This window comes from Prochlorococcus sp. MIT 1327, assembly GCF_047304785.1.
Taxonomy (GTDB): Bacteria; Cyanobacteriota; Cyanobacteriia; order PCC-6307; family Cyanobiaceae; genus Prochlorococcus; species Prochlorococcus marinus_D.
The window spans coordinates 637,656-657,534 of the sequence record NZ_CP138972.1; the positions used below are offsets into that span (position 1 = coordinate 637,656).

The 19,879-nt window shown below is 51.5% G+C and carries 18 protein-coding genes; 10 read left to right on the plus strand and 8 right to left on the minus strand.

Going from position 1 to position 19,879, the window contains the following annotated elements:
* Nucleotides 1–23 precede the first annotated feature (23 nt).
* Both SIB80_RS03025 and SIB80_RS03030 read left to right on the plus strand, forming a co-directional pair.
* Nucleotides 24–1,337 (plus strand): hypothetical protein, encoded by a 1,314-nt coding sequence (locus tag SIB80_RS03025; RefSeq protein WP_063420508.1) that lies wholly within the window; start codon nucleotides 24–26, stop codon nucleotides 1,335–1,337.
* A complete protein-coding gene (locus SIB80_RS03030) occupies nucleotides 1,334–2,428 on the plus strand; it encodes a glycosyltransferase (RefSeq protein WP_063420507.1) in 1,095 nt (364 codons plus the stop codon). The genes SIB80_RS03025 and SIB80_RS03030 overlap by 4 nt, the downstream gene beginning before the upstream one ends.
* Nucleotides 2,429–2,432: 4 nt before the next feature.
* On the opposite strand, the gene SIB80_RS03035 is transcribed toward SIB80_RS03030, so the two are convergent.
* Entirely contained in the window at nucleotides 2,433–3,101 is a 669-nt protein-coding gene (locus SIB80_RS03035; RefSeq protein ID WP_169189990.1) for a hypothetical protein, read from the minus strand.
* 394 nt (nucleotides 3,102–3,495) lie between these two features.
* Nucleotides 3,496–4,347 carry a 3-deoxy-8-phosphooctulonate synthase gene (gene kdsA, locus SIB80_RS03040; protein ID WP_063420505.1) on the minus strand — a complete coding sequence of 284 codons (852 nt, stop codon included), beginning with the start codon at nucleotides 4,345–4,347 and terminating at the stop codon, nucleotides 3,496–3,498.
* Between the two features lie 528 nt (nucleotides 4,348–4,875).
* Here kdsA and SIB80_RS03045 point away from each other — a divergent pair.
* Both SIB80_RS03045 and kdsB read left to right on the plus strand, forming a co-directional pair.
* Entirely contained in the window at nucleotides 4,876–5,589 is a 714-nt protein-coding gene (locus SIB80_RS03045) for a glycosyltransferase (protein WP_063420503.1), read from the plus strand.
* Between the two features lie 5 nt (nucleotides 5,590–5,594).
* On the plus strand, nucleotides 5,595–6,398 hold the full coding sequence (gene kdsB, locus SIB80_RS03050) for a 3-deoxy-manno-octulosonate cytidylyltransferase (RefSeq protein WP_063420836.1): 804 nt from the start codon (nucleotides 5,595–5,597) through the stop codon (nucleotides 6,396–6,398).
* A 32-nt stretch (nucleotides 6,399–6,430) separates the two neighbouring features.
* Here kdsB and SIB80_RS03055 read toward each other — a convergent pair whose 3' ends face one another.
* The 3 genes from SIB80_RS03055 to SIB80_RS03065 all read right to left on the minus strand — a co-directional run bounded on the left by SIB80_RS03055 (nucleotide 6,431) and on the right by SIB80_RS03065 (nucleotide 8,910).
* Nucleotides 6,431–6,880: a hypothetical protein gene (locus tag SIB80_RS03055; RefSeq protein WP_240951617.1), complete on the minus strand. Its 450-nt coding sequence runs from the start codon at nucleotides 6,878–6,880 to the stop codon at nucleotides 6,431–6,433.
* A 393-nt stretch (nucleotides 6,881–7,273) separates the two neighbouring features.
* Nucleotides 7,274–7,870: a KdsC family phosphatase gene (locus tag SIB80_RS03060; RefSeq protein WP_063420502.1), complete on the minus strand. Its 597-nt coding sequence runs from the start codon at nucleotides 7,868–7,870 to the stop codon at nucleotides 7,274–7,276.
* Nucleotides 7,867–8,910 (minus strand): KpsF/GutQ family sugar-phosphate isomerase, encoded by a 1,044-nt coding sequence (locus SIB80_RS03065; RefSeq protein WP_169189991.1) that lies wholly within the window; start codon nucleotides 8,908–8,910, stop codon nucleotides 7,867–7,869. The genes SIB80_RS03060 and SIB80_RS03065 overlap by 4 nt, the downstream gene beginning before the upstream one ends.
* Here SIB80_RS03065 and SIB80_RS03070 point away from each other — a divergent pair.
* The gene (locus tag SIB80_RS03070) at nucleotides 8,909–10,168 is read left to right on the plus strand and encodes a CCA tRNA nucleotidyltransferase (RefSeq protein ID WP_063420500.1); all 1,260 of its coding nucleotides are present in this window, start codon (nucleotides 8,909–8,911) and stop codon (nucleotides 10,166–10,168) included. The genes SIB80_RS03065 and SIB80_RS03070 overlap by 2 nt on opposite strands.
* Nucleotides 10,169–10,383: 215 nt before the next feature.
* On the opposite strand, the gene selD is transcribed toward SIB80_RS03070, so the two are convergent.
* From selD to galE, 3 genes are all read right to left on the minus strand, one after another.
* A complete protein-coding gene (gene selD / locus SIB80_RS03075) occupies nucleotides 10,384–12,576 on the minus strand; it encodes a selenide, water dikinase SelD (protein WP_063420499.1) in 2,193 nt (730 codons plus the stop codon).
* 74 nt (nucleotides 12,577–12,650) lie between these two features.
* On the minus strand, nucleotides 12,651–13,982 hold the full coding sequence (locus tag SIB80_RS03080) for a sugar transferase (RefSeq protein ID WP_063420498.1): 1,332 nt from the start codon (nucleotides 13,980–13,982) through the stop codon (nucleotides 12,651–12,653).
* 62 nt (nucleotides 13,983–14,044) lie between these two features.
* A complete protein-coding gene (gene galE, locus SIB80_RS03085; protein ID WP_063420497.1) occupies nucleotides 14,045–15,091 on the minus strand; it encodes a UDP-glucose 4-epimerase GalE in 1,047 nt (348 codons plus the stop codon).
* A gap of 293 nt (nucleotides 15,092–15,384) precedes the next feature.
* Here galE and SIB80_RS03090 point away from each other — a divergent pair, with 293 nt between their 5' ends.
* The 5 genes from SIB80_RS03090 (at nucleotide 15,385) to SIB80_RS03110 (ending at nucleotide 19,878) form a co-directional block, all read left to right on the plus strand.
* On the plus strand, nucleotides 15,385–15,663 hold the full coding sequence (locus tag SIB80_RS03090) for a hypothetical protein (RefSeq protein ID WP_063420496.1): 279 nt from the start codon (nucleotides 15,385–15,387) through the stop codon (nucleotides 15,661–15,663).
* Nucleotides 15,639–15,956, plus strand: coding sequence for a hypothetical protein (locus SIB80_RS03095; protein WP_169189992.1), 318 nt, complete (start codon nucleotides 15,639–15,641; stop codon nucleotides 15,954–15,956). The genes SIB80_RS03090 and SIB80_RS03095 overlap by 25 nt, the downstream gene beginning before the upstream one ends.
* A gap of 40 nt (nucleotides 15,957–15,996) precedes the next feature.
* Nucleotides 15,997–17,307, plus strand: coding sequence for a histidine--tRNA ligase (gene hisS / locus SIB80_RS03100; protein ID WP_063420494.1), 1,311 nt, complete (start codon nucleotides 15,997–15,999; stop codon nucleotides 17,305–17,307).
* 103 nt (nucleotides 17,308–17,410) lie between these two features.
* Nucleotides 17,411–18,859 (plus strand): nucleotide sugar dehydrogenase, encoded by a 1,449-nt coding sequence (locus SIB80_RS03105; protein ID WP_063420493.1) that lies wholly within the window; start codon nucleotides 17,411–17,413, stop codon nucleotides 18,857–18,859.
* Nucleotides 18,856–19,878, plus strand: coding sequence for an NAD-dependent epimerase (locus SIB80_RS03110; protein ID WP_063420492.1), 1,023 nt, complete (start codon nucleotides 18,856–18,858; stop codon nucleotides 19,876–19,878). The genes SIB80_RS03105 and SIB80_RS03110 overlap by 4 nt, the downstream gene beginning before the upstream one ends.
* Nucleotide 19,879 lies beyond the last annotated feature (1 nt).

A 19,879-nucleotide genomic window follows, 5' to 3' on the forward strand; every position in this document is an offset into this window, starting at 1 on the left:
GCTCAACCGGCCCATGTTGGTTGATGTACATACCCTGGTTACTTGGCGTAACGATTTGCGTGTTGTTGTTTAATGCGGCTTTGGGAAATGCGGGAAATTCTCTGAACCATTTGGCCTCAACATGCAATGTTCGCTTGCTTGATTCTGTTCGTTCATGGCATGAATTTGGTTTTTGGGAGCTTGGTGGTCTGATGACTTTTCGAAAATTATTGGTGACGCTGCCTTCATCAATACCTAAGGATCTTTATTCCTCACAGTCCACCTTATATATTGTGCCCCATTATTTTGCCTACCAGTTGGCTGGAGTGGTTGGATTTTGGCAAGTAATTCGGGCTTCTGCTTATGCATCTGCAGTTTTAATTTCTCTTTCTGTTGCCACGCTGTCATGGCTAATTATTGAAGAACGTTCTCGTTCAATTTCGACTCCTCGTTATATTTTTGGTTTGGTCTTATTTGCTGCTTTTGCTGTTGTCTTCCCAAGCGAGGGTATTTGGGGAGCGTTGTGGAATAGCGATGACCGTGCTCTTTCTGCTGTCCTAGTGGCTGTTAGTGCATCATGCTTGGCGTTGGCGATCCGTTTGAGGAGTGCTTGGCTTCATCAACTTTCAGCGGTGCTGTTGGTGATTGCTGCAATTGGCTGCCCAAGGATGGGAGTGATGTGTGCAATCACAGTGCTGATTGGTCGCTATGCATTGGACTTGAAAGACTCTTTTGTTCGCGCTATCTATTCTTGGTCAATGGCATTGGCACTTTTCGCTTCTAGTGCGATGCATTATATCCGTCTTGCTGTAGTTGATTTGACAGGACGCTTCATTTTAGGTGGTAGCTCCATGCTCGACCGTTTTGGCTTTATTCATAAAACAAAAGGCAAAGCTCAATCAGATTTGGATTATGAATCAATAGCTCAGTCTTTTGGTTTTGCATGGAGGCAATCTGAATTGATGATTGACAAGATATCAAAAGTCGCTAGCTTTGAGCACCTTCTTCTTTACCTTTTGGCAGGTACTGGCTTGATTGCATTGATTATTTACTGTAACCATGTGAATTCTCTATATTCAGGTTCACTTGCAATCATAACAGCTCCCCCGTTACTCTGGTGTGTTTTGATTAACCAGTCGGTAGCAGAGCATCCAGATATTCATGCCATTACTTGGACAGCAGCTTTAGGTCTGGGCTTGGTTTATCTCGTCGCCTGTCTCGCGATTGCGCTACGCAATCGTTTGGGTTTGTTTTGTAGCGTTATAGGGGGAAGTTGGATCGCCTACTGGTTATTCCTTTGGCAAGTTCAATACTTTCTGCGAGCGTATCCCGCGTTGCGATCTGCGTATCCTTTATGAAAGCTCTGAAGCAAGCACTTCTGTATGTATGCAAGCGCGTTTTACGCTTAATCAAAGGCCAGCAGTATAAGCGGCTATTTGATGCATCGGCAGGTAAGCAACCTTGCCTGGTTGCTTACCTGCCGATGCAAAATCGGGGATGGATTCTCTATTTTCTTTGGAGAGATCTTCAGGCGCAGTTTAGTTGTATTAAATCGGTTGGCTGTGAGATTGCTGGGGATGAAGCTGAGTTGCGCCAATTTATCGGTCGTCACGATATCTATGTAGTGGCTATGGGCTTGAAGTTTTTAGATGAACTTATTGAGTTTGGAGTACCTGAAAAGCGTATTGTCTTTTATCATACTCATGTGCGCTTGGGTTTACCACTTGATCGGATTGATCGGCTTCATGCAGTGCTTGTTTTAAATCACTTTGAAAAAGAATTGGTATCTATGCGCAAGGTTAAGAAAGAACGGATTCATGTTTTTCCTGCTGGATACGACCCCTGTTTATTTGCCGGAAATGACCAAGATGGGGTTTCTCAACAGTGTGGCGAGCGTAATATCGATGTTTTATTTGTTGGTCGTTATCGTGAAGGCTCTGATGGTTATTACCACAAGCGTAAACGTTATGGCTTGCAGGTACAGATAGTCAATCGTTTGATTATGATGGGCCTAAATGTAGCCATACTAGGCCATGATTGGGAGTGTTGTGAATATTCTCTTGATCAACGCGTTCGCTTGATTGATCTACCACATTCTGAGACCCCTAAAGTTTATAAGAATTCTCGCTTGGTTTGTTCGGTGGCGGCTCAGGAGGGTGGTCCTGTTTCTTTCCTAGAAGGAATGGCTAGTGGCTGCTTGATGCTGTCATCTCCAACAGGCTTCCCAGCAGATATTCAGTCAGGTGAGCTTGGAAGTTGGCTGATGCCCTTACGAGCCGACTGTGAGGCTTGGTGCATGCAAATTACAATGCTGTTGTCTAACAATGAGCTTCTTAATGAGGATGTTTTTCGCCAACGCTTTGAGATTTTGAGACCCGCTCAGTTTTCTGCTCTTGCTCGTCAACTCGTTTCGATTTGCTTCTCTGGTCATCATGCTGAGATGATTTAATTTTTCAGGTTGACTTACTCGCTATAAATCTCTCGAATTTTCGTAGTCTTCGGATAGACAAAGTTGTTTTGAGAAGTGAGTTGTAAACGATGTCTAAGGCCTCTTGACTTGAATGAGCATGGATGTTTTCGCCAAGGATTTTTTGTAGTGGATGAAGACTTGAAAGTTCAACTGGAATTCCTTTCAGGATGAAACGTAGCGCAAGCATTGAAGTTGGACAGTAAACCTTATCGATAGAGTTGTATTGAAAGGTCTTTTTTTTGCACGGTCTTTTTTGCTTGTCTCTTTCGCCTGTTTGAGTCAAATTAATCTCTAGAGGCTTGTACGAGTTGTATATGTTTTTTGAATCATGCCTGTCTTTGATCCTCTCAATTAGCTCCTGGTTGAAATTTTCGCGATTGATTGAGCGCAACGCTAGTAATACTGGTGCCGGGTTGATTAGAAGAATGTTGGATGAGTTTTTGATGCTGAAGTCTTGAATTGCTTCCCCGTTCAGCATGATTTGATCTTCTCCTTGTTGTTCTTTTAGGTATGAGTAGAGATCATTCTTGTGCTTATTTTCGAGTAGATCTTGACCTGGCAATTTGAGTGTTTGGAGTTCTTTGCTAAAGCGGCTTGCACGAAATAGGCCAAACTTATGACTTTTTGGAGCATAGGCGTGATCAAGGATCACCAGCTTTTCAAGAGCAGCTTTTTGAGCACTTGATGGGCCTAATAGGATCGTTCTGGCGAATGTACCTAGATAGCCGAAAGTTATCTTTTTGTGATTCGAATATAGATCTGATGTGAGGTAGCGAAAGCTTGTGAATGGGTGTGATCTTCTGCACAGTGTGCGGACACGTGGATCGGACTTCGGGTGACTTGGGAGAAAGTATTGAATCATAGTCTCGCTATGCATTGCTAGAGACATCTACTTATGTAGATGATAAATTTAATCAAGACTTTGTGGCAAGAAGTATTTTGTGCATGGACCCAGATCTTAATGTTCAAAACTAATTCTCTAAATATTTTACCCGATAATTAAGATTGCTCCCATTTCGAGAGCAAGGGTTCTTGATTCTTTGTATTTATTCAATGGTTAATTTATCCATGGCTTTGACTAGGTCATCAACTAATTTAACTTGTCCCAAGAAAGCCTCAAGAAGTGTTAGAGGAAGCGCACTTGGACCATCACATAAAGCTTTGTTGGGATCGGGATGAGATTCAAGAAATAACCCCGCAAGCCCAACGGCCATGCCAGCACGGGCGAGTTCAAGAACTTGTGAACGCCGGCCGCCCGAGGCGGCTCCACCAGCATCGCGGCATTGCAATGCATGGGTGACATCGAAAATCAGGGGCAAATCATTGCAGGTCTGCTTCATGACTCCAAAGCCCAGCATGTCGACAACTAGATTGTCGTAGCCAAAGTTGGAGCCACGTTCACAAAGAAGCAATTTAGTGTTGCCACATTCGCTAAATTTTTCAGTAATATTTTTCATTTGCTCTGGGCTCAGAAATTGTGGCTTCTTGATATTGATCACGGCATTTGTTTCTGCCATCGCCCGCACAAGATCTGTTTGGCGTGCTAGGAAGGCAGGAAGTTGAATTACGTCGCAAATGGCGGCAGCTTCAGAGGCCTCTTCTGGTGTGTGCACATCAGTTAAAACCGGGACTTTATATGTTTCTTTCACGGCTTTTAGTATGTTGAGACCTTTTTTTATCCCTGGACCTCGATACGAATGAATTGAAGAACGATTGGCTTTATCGTAAGAGGCTTTGAAGACAAATGGAATGCTTAGGCGTTGACAAACTTCAACATAGTGACCGGCCACGTTGATGGCAAAATCAAGGCTTTCAAGCACATTCACCCCGCCGATCAATACGAAGGGTTGATCGTTGCCAACGCTAATACCATCTATTGAGACGCGAGTACTTGTCATCTTGATTGTTCGTTTTGATTTTCTGTATTGAGTGTAGCCGGCTTGGGCAATCGACGGTATTTTTGTGATTTTTGGATGACCTTGATCACGGTGATACGGAATTCCTGAACTGCCTTTGCTTGTCTGATATCTTTTTGTAGCCTTTCTAGGTTTGTCTTGATACTAGTGAACGATTGTTGGCTGGTAATTATTAGTCTTGCCATAGTATATTCTAAGCCAATATCGGCTGGCTCAGCATTGAATTACAGGCCATGATGGTGAGGCGAAAAATGTTTTAATCTAGAACAGATCTTCTTCTCCTGCTTTGGAGAATCGCAGCCTTGCTGTTCTTGAATCGGAGACATTGCTTTGGATGTGATTGCTGCTGCTGTTCGTTGGTTGGGCTTCATTGCTTTTTGTCATCATCCTCAAGTCATAGAGCTACGACGTTGAATTTTGTTGCGCCTGATTCGGCTTGGGTGTCTGCTCCATTGAGTTAGTGAGACGAGAAAGGTTTACGCTCATTTTCATGAGCGAAACATGTGAGTCATGACCACGCCGATACCGATTTATATCGGTTACGACCCGCGTGAAAGAGCTGCAACCAATGTTCTGATTGACAGTCTTTACCAGCACAGCTCGATGCCGCTGGCGATCACCCCTTTGGTCACTCCTCAGCTAGAATGCCAAGGCTTGTTTAGGCGGGAGCGCGATCCGAAGCAAAGCACGGCATTCTCCTTCACGAGATTTCTTGTGCCGAAGCTGATGGATTATCAAGGCTGGGCGATTTTTATGGATTGCGACATGCTATGTCGTGGTGATATCGCGGAGCTATGGACACAGCGAGATGAACAGATGGCTGTGATGTGCGTTAAGCATCAGCATGAGCCAGGAGAAACGAAAAAATTCTTGGGTGAGGTGCAGAGCCCCTACCCGAAAAAAAACTGGAGCTCGCTAATGATGCTGAACTGCTGTCGTTGCAAAGCGCTCACAGTTGATTACGTGAATATGGCTACGGGTTTGGATTTGCATCGTTTTCACTGGCTTGCAGGTGATCATGAGATTGGGGCTCTTGATGGTGGGCGTTGGAACCACTTGGTTGCTGTACAGGATGGCCTTGCGTTGTCAGATGAGCAGACACGACCCCAGTTACTGCATTGGACTCTGGGTGGACCATGGTTCCGCGATCAGCGAACAATGGGTGGTGCCTTAGCGGCTGAATGGTTTAGTGCTCGCGATGATGCGATGAAGCTTTGGGATTAATGCCGATGGGAGTTCAACGCAGTGTCGTGGCCGTGCCTGCAAGGCTTGAATCATCGCGATTACCTAATAAGGTTCTGGCAGATATCGGCGGGATGCCAATGCTGCAGCGTGTTCTTGAGCGCTGCAGTCAGGCTCATGGGCCCACGGCGGTTGTCCTTTGCACGGATAGTGATCGATTGAAAGAGATGGCGGAAGACTGGGGTTTCCCGGTGTTGATGACTTCGGCTTCATGCAGTTCAGGTAGCGAAAGAATTGCTTCGGTTGCAGATCATTTGGTTGCCATGGCTTGGGATGAGCAAGCTGATCGTTGGCAGCAGCAGCAACAACAGCGGTTGGCTATGACTGCAGTGATCAATGTGCAAGGGGATCAGCCGTTCTTGGACCCTGCGGTGGTGACGACAATGGCGATGGAGTTCGAGCAGAGAGAGATTGTTCCAGCTGTGATAACTCCGGTTTACCGACTCAAGCCCGAGACCATCCATAACCCCAATGTCGTTAAGACGTTGCTTGCTCAGGATGGACGTGCTCTTTACTTCTCCCGCTCAGCGATTCCGCATGTGCGTGATGTGGACCCTTTGGATTGGCATCGCCATGCCACCTACTGGGGGCATCTGGGGATATATGGCTTTCGAGGAGATGTGTTGGCTGGTTGGGCGGATCTACCACCATCCCCTCTTGAGGATGTGGAGCGTCTTGAACAGCTGCGATTAATTGAGGCTGGCCATACCATTGCCACATTTACTGTCGAAGGATCATCTCTTTCTGTGGATACGAAGGAGCAGTTGGAGGAGGCTAGGAAGTTATGCTGAAATCATGACTGTGAAGCCAAGGTGAATGGCATTTATTGGTCTCTGCACCAATTTGAAGATGTTGACCATATTGAGTCAATATTGACATTTATTAACTGATTTTTAACTGCGTGGTAGATAGGCGATTGCCAAAGCCCTAGCTGCCCTAAAATATCTTCTGGTATTAGAGTATCTGTAGCACTTACATTAATCTTTTGTCCCCAGCTTGGCTCTGGGTAGTTCATGTTTAGGAATTTGCATAGGTTCGCGTAAGTTTTCTGCTTAAACAATGTTTCGTAGAAGCTGATGAAGCAGTTTTCGTGACCAAGGTCTTCGTCTGGGGCACCCAAAGTCTGCGCATAATTACTGCGAATCGAGACTTGTTTTGGCAGTTTTTTAACAAGAGAACGAAGGCTTTCTACTCCCTCGTCTGGGGATAGTTGGCCGCGTTTACGCAGTTTCATGCGTTGGCTGGAAATCACTCGTTCAATGGGGTCACGCATCAGAAAAACCGGTCGAACAGGAATCCCGCGTGGTGTAAATTCACGTTTGATTGTCATCAGGGTATTGGCGCTTAGGCATGAATAGGAGGGGGCAATGTCTCCGGTTAGGTTGATATGAGGTTGGCCTAGTAGACTGCAGAAGTAGTCGTAATAGCGCTCAGTATCCTTGAAGAAGCCTTGGCGACGTCAAGTGTGTGGCTTGAGCCATGAACCTTGTTGTTGCCTATAGCGGACTAGCTTTGGAACAGTTAATGCATCGTGGATGTGATATTCCTTGCAGAAGCCAAAATGTGCATCGGCTCTGTTATGTAGCTGTAATGGAGCCAAGACGTGCCGGCTTTTTGCGCGCCAACCACGAGAAGGAAGACCCCTTGTTGTGTCGTCGAGTTTGTTTTAGTCATTGCGGTCCTTCCAACCTTTTTTGCGCAGTTGATGCCATTGACCACGGGCTTTTAGTAGGCGTTCTGCGAGTTCTCGCACTGCACCATGCCCCCCACGGCGTTGGAGCACGGCATCGGCTTGGGATCGAAGGGGACGACAGGCATCCGCAGGGGCGAGCAAGAGCTTGACCAGAGGACGCACGATCAGGTCATTGAGGTCGTCGCCGATAAAGGCGGTCTGCGATGGGGCGAGGTTTAACTGTTGTTGCAGTTCGGATAGCGCTGTTGTTTTGTCTTTGATTCCCACTAAGCAATGCTGAATGTCCAGTTGTTTAGCGCGAAATTCGGTTGCACCTCCTTTGCCACCGCTGAGGAAAGCAAGGGTCAGCCCTTCTTGTTGGAGCAGTCGTAGTCCCAGTCCATCGCGCACATCAAATCGCTTTTGCAGTTCACCGTGAGCATCAAGCCATAGCCCACCATCGGTAAGGACTCCATCAACATCCATCACCAGTAGATCGATGGAAGCTAATGCCTTCCACTTCAGTCGCCATTGCAGCTCTCGGTTCCAGTAACGGGGGTGGGTTCGGGAGATCAGGGTGGTGCCGCTCATGTCAGCCCTGCTTGAATCAGATCATGAAGCCGTAGCAGCCCGAGCAGCTGCCGGCCAGTGCTTGCTGCTGAAACCACAGGTAAGACCGAGACCGGTTTGCGACGATTACGTTCCATCTGTTTAATCGCTTCCACAACGAGTAAATCAGCTTCCACAGTGATGGGATCTTTTGTCATCAAGTCAATGGCACTCAGTGAGGCCCATTTTTCGGCTGGATGATTGCGAAGGGCACGACGCAAGTCACCATCAGTGATGATTCCTAGTAGGCGGCCAGGATGGTTGGGATCCTCAACCCAACCACTGCCAATCCCATCGCGGGTCAGTCCGCTAATGACCTCTTGAAAGGGGGTATTAGGAGTTAACGGATGAAGTTTTTTAGTGGGCACCATTAAATCTTCTGCAGTGCTTGTCAGTTTTTTACCCAGCGCACCGGCTGGATGATTGATAGCGAAGTCGGTTGGTGAGATGCCCCGACGTTCCATCCACACTGCGGCAAGTGCATCGCCAACTGCCATGGCCACAGCTGTGCTGGCAGTTGGCGCTAGATTCAATGGACACACTTCACGATCGACGCTGGCTTCAAGCACCACATCGCTACCGTCGGCAAGTGAGCTATTGCGACGACCCACCAGGGCGATTCTTGACGTGCCACGTCGTTTGAGATGAGGCATTATTTCTAAAAGCTCAGCAGTTTCACCGCTGTTGGAGAGCATGAGGCAGACGTCCTCTTGGGCTACCACTCCCAGATCGCCATGCATTGCATCGAGTGGGTTGAGGTAAATCGCCATTAGGCCGATAGACGAAAAGGTGGCGGCGATTTTGCGGGCCACGATGCCGCTCTTCCCAACACCAGTAATGACAAGTTTTGCGCCTTGATTAGCGCAGTCCTCGAGTAGGGCCAAGGCCTGTTCAACTTCTGCTGTCCCTAGTCGTTCGGCAGCGGCGGCAATGGCCGCGGCCTCTTCCTGCAGGCAGCGGGTGAGGGCAGACAAACTGTAAGTTCGTGATGATGCGGTAATTCTCCTGCATACCACCGCCATGGAGAGTCTGTTGAAGCCAGAGCCTGGATTCGATGGACCAGGTTTGCCAATGGGTTTGTTGGCGGTACTGCAGCAAGTTGCGTCGGAGGTTGGGATTAAACGCCTTGCCTTGGTGGGTGGTGCGGTTCGAGATGGCCTGTTGCATCGGGTTCTTTTTGATCCCTGGCGAGGTTTGCCTGATCTCGATCTGGTGGTGGAGGGTTCAGCGGTGGTTTTAGCCAAGGCACTTCGCCGGCATGTAGGGCCAGAGCAGTTGCCGCAGCTGCGTGTGCATGGGGCTTACGGAACGGTGGAACTTGTGGTTGATGGGTTATTGCTTGATTTAGCGACTGCTCGGCAAGAAACCTATGCTTCTCCTGGACAAAACCCGCAGGTCACGGAGGGTCATCTCGAAGAAGATTTAGCCCGAAGGGACTTCACGGTGAATGCCATGGCTTTGGAGTTGCCAGGGATGACCTTGTTAGATCCCCATGATGGTTGGGCGGCTTTAGCCAAGCGTCAGCTGGTTTTTTTACACTTAAACAGTGTCGCGGACGATCCGACGCGAGTTGTGCGAGGGGCCCGTTATGCGGCCCGTCTTGGTTTTGTATTGGCGCCTGAGGCTCTCGCTCAGGTGCGCTCCACTCTTCAATCCTGGCCTTGGGCTTGGCGTCCAGGCGAAGCGCCGAAGCTGGCACCGCCAGCCCTTTCAACGCGGTTGCGGATGGAGCTGGAGTTGTTATTGGAAAGGGAGCCTTGGCAGAAGGCAGTGGCTCATTTGCAGGACTGGGGAGCTCTGGTGTTACTTGATGAGGACCTTCAGGCTGATCAAAACTGGCATCGTCGAATGCGCTGGGCCTGGCGCTTGGAGCTGCCGTTGCTGACAGCATTGGTTGCCGGAGCTGCGGATCCTCTGGCTCTGGCAGAACGCTTGCAGCTGCCACAATTGCAGCAAAGGTTGTTGGCGGAAGCGGCCGAATTGCAGATTGTGTTGGCTTCGCTAGAGGTCGCTGAGAGTTTGTCGACGTGGTCGCCCGCTCGCTGGTGCGAAACCCTGGAGGGCAATGGTTGGCAGCCAGAGGCGGTTGCTCTTTGCGTTTGCTTGGGTGTACCGATGTGGCGACCCTTGCTGCGTTGGTGGGGGCGTTGGCGGCAAGTGAAGTCTCCTGTATCGGCACAGGCTTTGATTGATCAGGGCTGGCGACCCGGTCCGGCTTTGGGGGCCGAATTACAGCGGCTCAGGCTGGAGCTGATCGATCAGCAGGTGGCGTTGAGGTGATGTTGTTCTGGCGGCGCTTGGGGCTGGGAGTAGTGGTCCTGACCAATCAATGCGTCGGTGGCTCAAGCCTCTGATTAAGAGAGCTGAAAGAGGGGGGTATGAATGTCGGGAGGATGGCCCATAGATTGAGTACAGACGCATCTTGCGTTGCACGTTGACGACGTCCAATGTTGGTGACTCTCAGTAGCTAACTTCAACTGAATGAGCAGCAACCTCTACATCGGCTGAACCTGGCCGATGCGTTGCCAAGGCCCGTCCCTGAGCAGCTCTGAGGCGATCTTGGTTGAACAGGCCAGGAGTAATGGGCCGCAGGTTTGTGGATCCACCATGAGTTCGAGCAGTGCCTGGTGGTGTTCACTGCCTGGCGTTACATCGTTCAGTGCAATTTCGATCGGTGCGGGTTCGCCGTTGATGCTTGGATTGAGCAAGTGCCAGTTGCGGCGATTGGCTGGGGCCAGGGTGCTCGAATAGCCAGCTTTGAGTAGCGGTAGAGCACCCTGCAGGGAGGGAATGGCGGCGGCTTCGAGGATGAGACGTAGAGGTTGTAGCCCTGCTCTATGGCGTTGGTGATTGCTTGCACTGAGCATTTCACCGAGATGGCCCAGTAGTCCGAAGCCGGTGATGTCGGTACATGCATGAATGGTTTGCATTCCTGTATGTCTCTCTTCAAGGCTGCGCAGCGCTGTCAGGAGGTTGTGCTGGCTGATTGTCATCTGCGCAAGTGCAGCGTCGAGATCCTCTGGGTGAGCTTCTCCTGCCATGGCTGCAGCAAAGATCACGCCGCTGCCTATGGGGCGGCTGAGGAGCAGGACATCTCCCGATTGCAGCTTGCCTTTGCTCCAAGGCACACGCCCAGAAGCCACCTTGCCGTTAACGCTAAGGGTGAGCTGGATCCCAAGATTGATTGGTTGGGGGGGAATGCTGCGGGCTTCGAGGGTATGCCCTCCAATTAATTTGGCGCCTTGCGGTTCGAGGGTTGCTTGGATTCCTTTGAGCGTTTGGACCAACAACTCTTGTTGAAGTTCAGAAGACACCTTGGGCAGGGTGATGACAGCCTGTGCAGAGATCACATGCGCACCACTGGCCCAAAGATCTGAGCAGGCATGCAGTGTGGTTAAGCGACCATTAAGCCAGGGGTCGCTGATCAGTGCAGGGAAACCATCGACACTTTGCAGCAAGCTGTCGCCTGATGATGTGCTGGCAATCAAGGCAGCGTCCTCAGGTTGTTGCCCAAGAGCTCCTAGGCCTGCCTGCTTTAGGGCATCGTTTAAAGGCTTCTCAGCCAATTTGGCTGCGCAACCTCGGCAAGCCATGCTCTCCTGTCGCTTGAGAACGCCGCTCATGCTTGGGAGTTCGTTAAAGCTCCCCATGAAGCGCCGATCGATAGCTTCTTTCCAGTACCAAAGCCAGGGATGGGGCCCGATGATCAGGTTGCCCCAAAAAGCCCAGGCGGTGAACCTCCCGGAGGTCAGCTGACCTCCCAGTATTTGCAAGGCAAGCTGTTGTGGCTGCCATGGACGGGTGGGTTGTCTACGGCTGAGCCGCTCTAGGTTTTGGGCAAGAGGCTTTGCGGCTTGCACGGCCCATACCCCTGCGGCTGGCCGCTGGGCCTTATCAATCACCGCACAGTCGCCGACGGCGAAGCAGTGGGGATGGTTGATGACTTGAAGTGTCTTAGTGGTGCGAACACGCCCAAAGGGATCCACGGGAAAGCCACTGGTAGCAAGCCAAGCGGGGGCTTGGCTGCCAGTGCAGAGCAGGGCGGGGCCACTCGAGGGAGTTCCGCTTGGCACTACTACGATTGCGGCCCTGGAGAGGGCTTGTTTTAGAGCTGGTCTGGGTTGCCCATGATGCGCCTGCAGATTTAAAGGGCGCTTGGGCCAGCGTTGACGAAGGGCGAGCGCCACTTCTACTCCCGCCAGGCCAGCCCCGATCACCGTCAGTGGCGTGGAATCATTGAGCAGCACCTGACTGTCTTGCTGTTCAAGCCATGCCAGGGCAGGCTCCAAAGGCTTGATTGGCATTGCCAGTGCAGCCTGGCTTCGTTCAAGGTAAGGACTCTTGTTGAAGGTTTCGGCGCCCACATCGAAACTAATTCGTTGGAAATGTATGGGAGGACGCTTGGCGAGGAGCAGGCGATTGTTGTGGGCCTCCACTGCTGTGATTTCGGCAATGATGAGTGCTACGCCAGCTCGGTCTGTGAGGCGACGGAGGTCGATCGCGATTTCACTGTGTCTGTAATGACCGGCAATGAGACCAGGCACCATGCCGGAGTAGAGGGTGCTGCTGTGGCGGTTGATCAAGGTGATCAGTCCTGCAGGTCGGAGTTGGGGACGCATGGCCCAGCGACGCAGCATCAGGGCATGGCTATGTCCCCCCCCGGCCAGAACGAGGTGATCAGCCGTCATGGTTTATCAGCGCAGCATGGAGTTGAGGCTTGGTATTGCGTTGGCAGTTGACCGTGTTGCCTGTGGCGAGATGTTCAACGACCACCCACCTTGAGCACCGTTTTAATTGTGCGTAGCAGGATCATGAGATCTAGCCAGCTATTGAAGTATTTGAGGTAATAGAGGTCGTAAGAGAGTTTGAGCTCTGAATCCTCAACACTTGCGGCATAGGGGGCGCATACCTGGGCCCAGCCGCTTAATCCCGGGCGCATCCAGTGGCGCTTGCGGTAGTGGGGAATGCTTTCTTCCAGTTCATGCTCTATTTCAGGACGTTCAGGTCGCGGTCCTATCAGGCTCATGTCACCACGCAGCACGTTGATGAGCTGAGGGAGTTCATCGAGGCGCGAGCGTCGCAGCCAGTTGCCTATTCGGGTGATGCGTGGGTCGCCCGGCATTGTCCAGCTGATGGGGGCATGAGGTGGTAGCACTTTCATCGTGCGGAGTTTCAGAACCATGAATGGCTGGCCTAACCAGCCGCTGCGTTCCTGGATGTAAAAGATCGGACCGCGATCTTCTAACCAGATCAGCAGGGCCGCTGGCAGCAGGAATAGCGGTGTTGTCACCGCCAAAAGCAGCATTGCTAATACAACATCTGCTACTCGCTTGAGTTGGCGTTGAGGGCTGAACAACATGTTCCAGGGAATTTCGGAATAGCTCAGCCAGGCTTCAGGCAGCAGCTTTGGAGGCAGTCGTTCGAGTTGTCGCTCTGCAAGGGCAAGAGGTGTTGTCAGGTTGCATTCGCGGGGGTCGCGTTGCTCCAATTTTTCGAGTAATTCGCTGCAAACAGGTTGGTGCCTGAAGTTGGGTGATACAGCTATCACTAATGGCCCTTGTTGTTTTGCTATCTCTGCAGCAGGTAGCCATTTCGGCATGAGTCTTGTCGGTGTTTGTCGCCAGGCCTGAAGGGTCTGATCTGCTTCTGTTTCGGAGGCTAGAAGGATCAGCTTGGGCTCTTCAGCTTGAAGTCTCCCCTTGCGCAGACTGACTCGCACTAGGAGTGACCATAGTGTTGCTGGTAGCAGCCATGACATCTGGGTGCTGCGGTGCACCAGCCAGATGTCTAGTGGTGGATTGATCACCCAGCGCAGGATCGCCACCAGCATCAATGTGGTCAGCAGGCAAAGCCCCAGTCGTTGGATCAGTGTCCAGCGGGGCAGTCTGCGCCAGCTCAGCAGGGTGTATGTGCCCAACAGCCAGCCCAGTAGTAAATAGGCCGTGATCGTTGTCACCATCCAGCCAAGTTGTTCCGTTAGCGGTTGTGACCAGATGCTTGATAATCCAGACAGGACTCCCACTAGGCCAAGCAGATCTAGGCCTACACAAATCAGCAAGTTGCGGCGAGGATCGCGCCAGGACAAGGGCATCACAGCGACTTGGTGACCCTAGGTCTGGCCTGGCTATGTGTTGGTCTTGGGGAACAACAATGGTTTCATTGTTGTTCCTGGCTGTAGCCCTGTGGATTGGCCTTCTGCCAATTCCAACTGTCGCGGCACATGTCTGACAGGCTGCGCTGTGTGTACCATCCCAACCGCTCGGCGGCAAGTCTTGGATCTGCGACGCTACATGCGGCATCTCCAGCGCGGCGCTGGTTAATGCTGTATGGAACGGGTTGGCCGCTTGCCTTTTCAAAGGCCTGCACAACTTCCAACACCGAGTGGCCTTTGCCACTGCCGAGATTAAGAGTGAGGAGTTGCGGTTCCTCTCGTTGCAGTACCTCCAGTGCAGCTCGGTGTCCCTCAGCTAAGTCCATCACATGGATGTAGTCGCGCACAGCACTCCCATCGGGTGTAGGCCAATCGGCTCCAAATACTTGGAGTTCCGCTCGCCGGCCCACTGCTACTTGGCTCACAAAAGGGAAAAGGTTGTTGGGTGTTCCCTTGGGATCTTCGCCGATGCAGCCGCTGGGGTGGGCTCCAACTGGATTGAAATAGCGCAATCGGGCAATGCGCCAACCAGGTTCGCTGCAGGCCAGGTCATCTAGCAACTGCTCCACCGCTGCCTTGCTTTGACCATATGGATTGATCGGTTGCACCCTAGTTGTCTCAGGGATTGGGATTTGCTCGGGATAGCCATAGAGCGTTGCACTGCTGCTGAAAACAATCGTGCGGCAGTTATGCCGTTGCATGGCTTCCAGCAGGCAGCGGCTGCCAGCCACATTCACATCCCAGTATTTCAGTGGCCACTGAATTGATTCATGAACTGCCTTAAGCCCGGCGAAGTGCACCACAGCCGCGATGCCGTTTTCCATTGAGTTGAAAGCGCGATCTAGATCGTTGCTATTGCGGATATCTCCCTCCAATACGAGCATTCGCTCTTGAGCGGCCACTCCAGCAAGTTCGGCTACCCTTTTTGAGGCAATAGCTGAGCTATTGGAAAAGTTGTCGAGTATCACTAGTCTGTGGCCGGCTTCCAGAAGCACCAGGCAGGCGTGACTGCCAATGAACCCGGCACCACCCGTGATCAACAACTCGGCCATCGCAAATTAAATGACTTAGGCAGTCAGGCTAGGAGCTGTACCTGTTCCATTTCATAAGACTCTTGAAATGATCAGCTGACCAGAGGAGCCATTGCAGAGTCTGCGGGGCATCGTCGGCCCCCTTTCGTTGTGATAGTGAGCTGTCCTTCAATGTTCAGAACCGTAGTCTTCAAGGCAGCAGCTCAACCCTGAACTCCATCAAAGACTTCGAATGCTTCGGGACCTCGTTGAAGTCATGACCTGAAACTTGGCTGAGCTGGAGTGCTAGCGAATCAATCCTTCTCTATCGATGAATGAACAAACTCTTGCCTAGCGATGCTCCATTGCAGCGCCGGTCGGTTATTGATTTGGTATTGCAGCATTTCGTTGGCAGCATCAAATACACCAGATTGATGGCTTCGACCCACCATCGCCTACTTCCGAGAGCTTTTCGACTCGTGATCAGCTATTTGCGCATCAATCGTTTGCCTCTGGGATTGAACCTCATTCAATTGCTTGTTGGCGTGGTATTTCGCTGGTGTTTTTTTAGGCCCACATTGGTACCGCAATGGCCAGGACTCCGCCAGTGGTGAATACAGCAGCAGAGGCCACCACCATCAGTCAGTTGTTGAGATCAGTTAACGCATCATTATCTATCAGGATTCTTCTTGCGAGAGGTACTTTCCATAGGCGTCCTGCTCAGGGCTTTTTGAGCGTAGGGGGGCTCAAGGTGGTGCCATTTCTTGTTGATTTCAAGGCTTGCTGGGCTTGGGCAGATCGCTTGTGGCTTGATCCGTTGTGGTGGTTGCCAGCGGCCTGCAGCCTCGCTAACAGTTCAGGGGCATTGCGCGACGTGTTTGGTTGCCTCGTTTATCGAGCTTGGTGATCACTGGCCCGGCAGACTGCCTACTGGTTGTCGGTGAAGAGTGACTCAGCTGCAGAGCCTGCGAGGAATGGTGGATCTATTGCCGGAACAGACGAGGTGCTGGCAGGCGGTAGAAAGCGTTGCGCGAGATCACTTCCGCAGAGCAGGGTTGCAGGAAATTCGCACGCCTCTTCTGGAAGTGACTGAACTCTTCGCACGTGGCATTGGTGAAGCTACAGATGTTGTTGGAAAGGAGATGTATACCTTTGTTGATCGGGGTGATCGATCCTGCACCCTTCGGCCGGAGGGAACCGCTTCTGTTGTGCGTGCTGCTCTACAGCACGGCTTGTTAAGTCAGGGGCCACAGCGTCTTTGGTATGGCGGTCCAATGTTTCGCTATGAGCGACCTCAGGCTGGTCGGCAACGACAGTTTTATCAGATTGGTGTGGAGTATCTCGGGGTTGGTAGTCCTCGTAGTGATGCTGAGGTCATTGCATTGGCCTGGGCACTTCTGGTCGACTTGGGGGTGCAAGGTCTTGTTCTGGAGATCAATAGCCTCGGCACCCTTCAGGATCGACAGAAGTATCGAGAGGAGCTTGTGGCGTGGCTAGAAGCCCGCAGTGACCAGCTTGATGACGATTCACGCAAGCGTTTGTATACCAATCCACTGCGTATTCTTGATAGTAAAAATCCTGTAATCAGTGAATTGTTGCAGGATGCTCCCACGCTTTTTGAGGCGCTCAGCGTGGAGAGTAAGGCCCGCTTTGAGGAGGTTCAGGTCGACTTGGAGGCTCTCCAGATACCTTGTCAACTCAATCCTCGTCTTGTGCGCGGCCTTGACTACTACGGCCATACCGCTTTTGAGATCACTAGCGATCAGCTTGGGGCCCAGGCCACAGTCTGTGGAGGAGGCCGATATGACGGGTTGGTTGAGCAGCTAGGGGGGGCGCCAACGCCCGCTTTTGGTTGGGCTCTTGGTATGGAGCGGTTGATGCTTTTGCTTGAGGCTGCGGCGAGTATTAATCCAAGTGGATCAGCTGCTCGCTTAACGGCTTCCACGAGTCCGGATCTTTATGTGGTGAATCGGGGAGAGCAGGCGGAACGAGTCGCCCTGGTCATTGCCCATCAGCTACGGGCTGCGGGGCTCATGGTGGAGCTGGATAGTTCTGGAGCTGCCTTTAATAAGCAGTTCAAGCGTGCCGGTCGCAGTAGGGCTACCTGGGCCTTGGTGATTGGTGATGATGAGGTCGAACGGGGCGAGGGACGCCTTAAGTATTTGCAGGAGGCAACAACTCAAGCCAATCCGACTCCCATCGATCAACTCCATCGACTCGACGATGTCACTGGTCTTGTTCGTTTGCTTCAAGAATGACTTCGTATAACTTTCTTCGCAGGCTGAGGTTCCACTTAATCTTTTGCCATGACTGAGCAGGCCTCTCCCCTCATCTTTTGTTGAACTCGCTGTTTACAACGCTATGAGTACCTTCCCGATCCGCAACATCTGTTGCATTGGTGCGGGTTACGTAGGCGGTCCGACTATGGCGGTGATTGCCGATCGCTGTCCACAGATTCAGGTGAACGTGGTGGACCTCAATGAGGCCCGCATTGCTGCTTGGAATGACCTTGATCTCAACAAACTGCCTGTGTATGAGCCTGGGTTGGATGCGGTGGTCGACCGGGCTCGCGGGCGCAATCTCACTTTCTCTACGCAGGTGGACGCTGCGATTGCTGCTGCTGACATGGTGTTCATTTCGGTGAATACACCAACCAAAACAAAAGGGCTGGGGGCCGGTCAGGCCAGTGATCTGCGTTGGGTGGAAGCTTGTGCTCGTCAGGTTGCTCAATCTGCGCAGGGTCACACGATTGTGGTTGAGAAGAGCACGCTGCCAGTGCGAACCGCTGAAGTTGTGCGTTCGATTCTTGAGGCAGCTCAGCGGCAGGCGGTTGATGGAGAACTACCGATCAGTTTTTCTGTGTTGTCCAACCCAGAGTTCCTTGCCGAGGGCACGGCGATTCGTGATTTGGAGTCGCCGGACCGTGTGTTGATCGGTGGTGAAAACCCCGTTGCCATTCAGTCTTTGGCAGAGATTTATGGCCATTGGGTGCCAGTTGAGAAAATTCTGCTTACCAATCTTTGGAGCAGTGAGCTCTCCAAGCTCACCGCCAATGCGTTTCTTGCTCAGCGCATCAGTTCCATTAACTCAGTGGCGGCTCTTTGCGAACGCACTGGTGCGGATGTTCGTGAGGTGGCGCGCGCTATTGGAAGCGATTCTCGTATTGGCTCCAAGTTCCTTCAAGCTGGGCCTGGATTTGGTGGGAGTTGTTTTCAGAAAGACATCCTCAATCTGGTTTATCTCTGTCGTCATTTTGGTTTGCCGGATGTAGCGGACTATTGGGAAAACGTAGTAGCTCTCAATACTTGGCAGCAGCACCGCATTTCTCGTTTGGTGGTTCAAAAGCTTTTTGGAACGGTTACAGGTAAGCGGCTGGCACTGCTCGGCTTTGCTTTTAAGGCAGACACCAACGACACTCGAGAAGCGCCGGCGATTCGTATCGCACATGATCTGCTTGAGGAGGGTGCTCAGCTGGCTATTTATGATCCGAAGGTGGATCCGCAACAGATTGCGTTTGATTTGCAGCTGTCGGCTAGTTCCCCGCCAGATGTCCAGGCAGGTCCTACCCGTGCCGCCCTTAGCGGCGAAGGAACCTGGTGGTCCGGCAGTAGCGTTGCCGATACAGTCGCTGGTGCTGATGCTGCGCTGATCCTGACGGAGTGGCATGAGTTTAGACAGCTTGATTGGGTCGCCTTGGCCCCTTTGATGCGACAACCTGCCTGGGTGTTTGATGCTCGCGCTGTTGTCGATCCAGAAGCTGTGAAATCGTCTGGCTTGATGCTTTGGCGAGTTGGAGATGGTGCTGTATGAGTCGATGCGTTGTTGTTAGCGGTGCTGCAGGATTCATTGGTGCTGCCCTCGTGCAGAGGCTATTAGCCCAGGGTGACCGTGTCATTGGCATTGACAACCTAAATGACTACTACGATCCGTCTTTGAAGCGTGCACGACTTGCTCAGATTGAAGCGGCTTCCCTTACAGCGTCTTGGACTTTTTATCCAATAGCCTTGGAAGATGGTGCAGGCATAGAGGAATTGTTTAGGGCTGAGAAGCCTCAGGTGGTCGTTAATTTGGCGGCTCAGGCAGGGGTTCGCTACTCATTGGAAAATCCGGCGGCCTACATTCAGGCCAATTTGGTGGGCTTCGGTCACATCCTTGAGGGATGTCGTCATCATGGAGTGCAGCACTTGGTGTATGCCTCAAGTAGCTCGGTATATGGTGGCAATCGCAACTTGCCTTTTCACGAGCAACAGCCTGTGAATCACCCGGTGAGTCTCTATGCAGCTACTAAGAAGGCTAATGAATTGATGGCTCATACCTATAGCCATTTGTATGGTTTGCCTGCTACAGGACTGCGCTTTTTTACTGTGTACGGACCTTGGGGCCGCCCGGACATGGCTCCGATGCTCTTCGCCAGGGCGATTCTTGCTGGCGAGCCCATCAAGGTGTTCAATTACGGCAAGATGCAGCGTGATTTCACCTATATCGACGATATCGTTGAAGGACTACTTCGTTGTTGCGACAAGCCTGCTACCGCAAATTTAGGCTTCGATCCGCGGAACCCTGATCCAGCCACCGCTGCTGTACCCCACCGTCTTTTCAATATTGGTAATAGCGAGCCCATTGAGTTGATGCATTTTATTGAGCTCTTGGAGAAGTCTCTCGGGAGGGAAGCGGTGAAGGACTTCCAGCCGATGCAACCTGGTGATGTGATGGCCACCGCTGCTGATACATCTGCTCTTGAGGCCTGGGTGAATTTTCGGCCGTCGACCCCAATCGCAGAGGGGGTGGAGTGCTTCTCTCAGTGGTATCGAAGCTTTTATGAGGTTTGAT

Excerpts from the sequence above, each read along its gene's own strand:
- SIB80_RS03025 (WP_063420508.1), top strand. The coding sequence starts at position 24 with ATGTACATACCCTGGTTACTTGGCGTAACGATTTGCGTGTTGTTGTTT.
- SIB80_RS03030 (WP_063420507.1), top strand. The coding sequence starts at position 1,334 with ATGAAAGCTCTGAAGCAAGCACTTCTGTATGTATGCAAGCGCGTTTTA.
- kdsA (WP_063420505.1), bottom strand. The coding sequence starts at position 4,347 with ATGACAAGTACTCGCGTCTCAATAGATGGTATTAGCGTTGGCAACGAT.
- SIB80_RS03045 (WP_063420503.1), top strand. The coding sequence starts at position 4,876 with ATGACCACGCCGATACCGATTTATATCGGTTACGACCCGCGTGAAAGA.
- kdsB (WP_063420836.1), top strand. The coding sequence starts at position 5,595 with ATGGGAGTTCAACGCAGTGTCGTGGCCGTGCCTGCAAGGCTTGAATCA.
- SIB80_RS03055 (WP_240951617.1), bottom strand. The coding sequence starts at position 6,880 with ATGCGTGACCCCATTGAACGAGTGATTTCCAGCCAACGCATGAAACTG.
- SIB80_RS03060 (WP_063420502.1), bottom strand. The coding sequence starts at position 7,870 with ATGAGCGGCACCACCCTGATCTCCCGAACCCACCCCCGTTACTGGAAC.
- SIB80_RS03070 (WP_063420500.1), top strand. The coding sequence starts at position 8,909 with ATGGAGAGTCTGTTGAAGCCAGAGCCTGGATTCGATGGACCAGGTTTG.
- SIB80_RS03065 (WP_169189991.1), bottom strand. The coding sequence starts at position 8,910 with ATGGCGGTGGTATGCAGGAGAATTACCGCATCATCACGAACTTACAGT.
- selD (WP_063420499.1), bottom strand. The coding sequence starts at position 12,576 with ATGACGGCTGATCACCTCGTTCTGGCCGGGGGGGGACATAGCCATGCC.
- galE (WP_063420497.1), bottom strand. The coding sequence starts at position 15,091 with ATGGCCGAGTTGTTGATCACGGGTGGTGCCGGGTTCATTGGCAGTCAC.
- SIB80_RS03090 (WP_063420496.1), top strand. The coding sequence starts at position 15,385 with ATGAACAAACTCTTGCCTAGCGATGCTCCATTGCAGCGCCGGTCGGTT.
- SIB80_RS03095 (WP_169189992.1), top strand. The coding sequence starts at position 15,639 with ATGGCCAGGACTCCGCCAGTGGTGAATACAGCAGCAGAGGCCACCACC.
- SIB80_RS03105 (WP_063420493.1), top strand. The coding sequence starts at position 17,411 with ATGAGTACCTTCCCGATCCGCAACATCTGTTGCATTGGTGCGGGTTAC.
- SIB80_RS03110 (WP_063420492.1), top strand. The coding sequence starts at position 18,856 with ATGAGTCGATGCGTTGTTGTTAGCGGTGCTGCAGGATTCATTGGTGCT.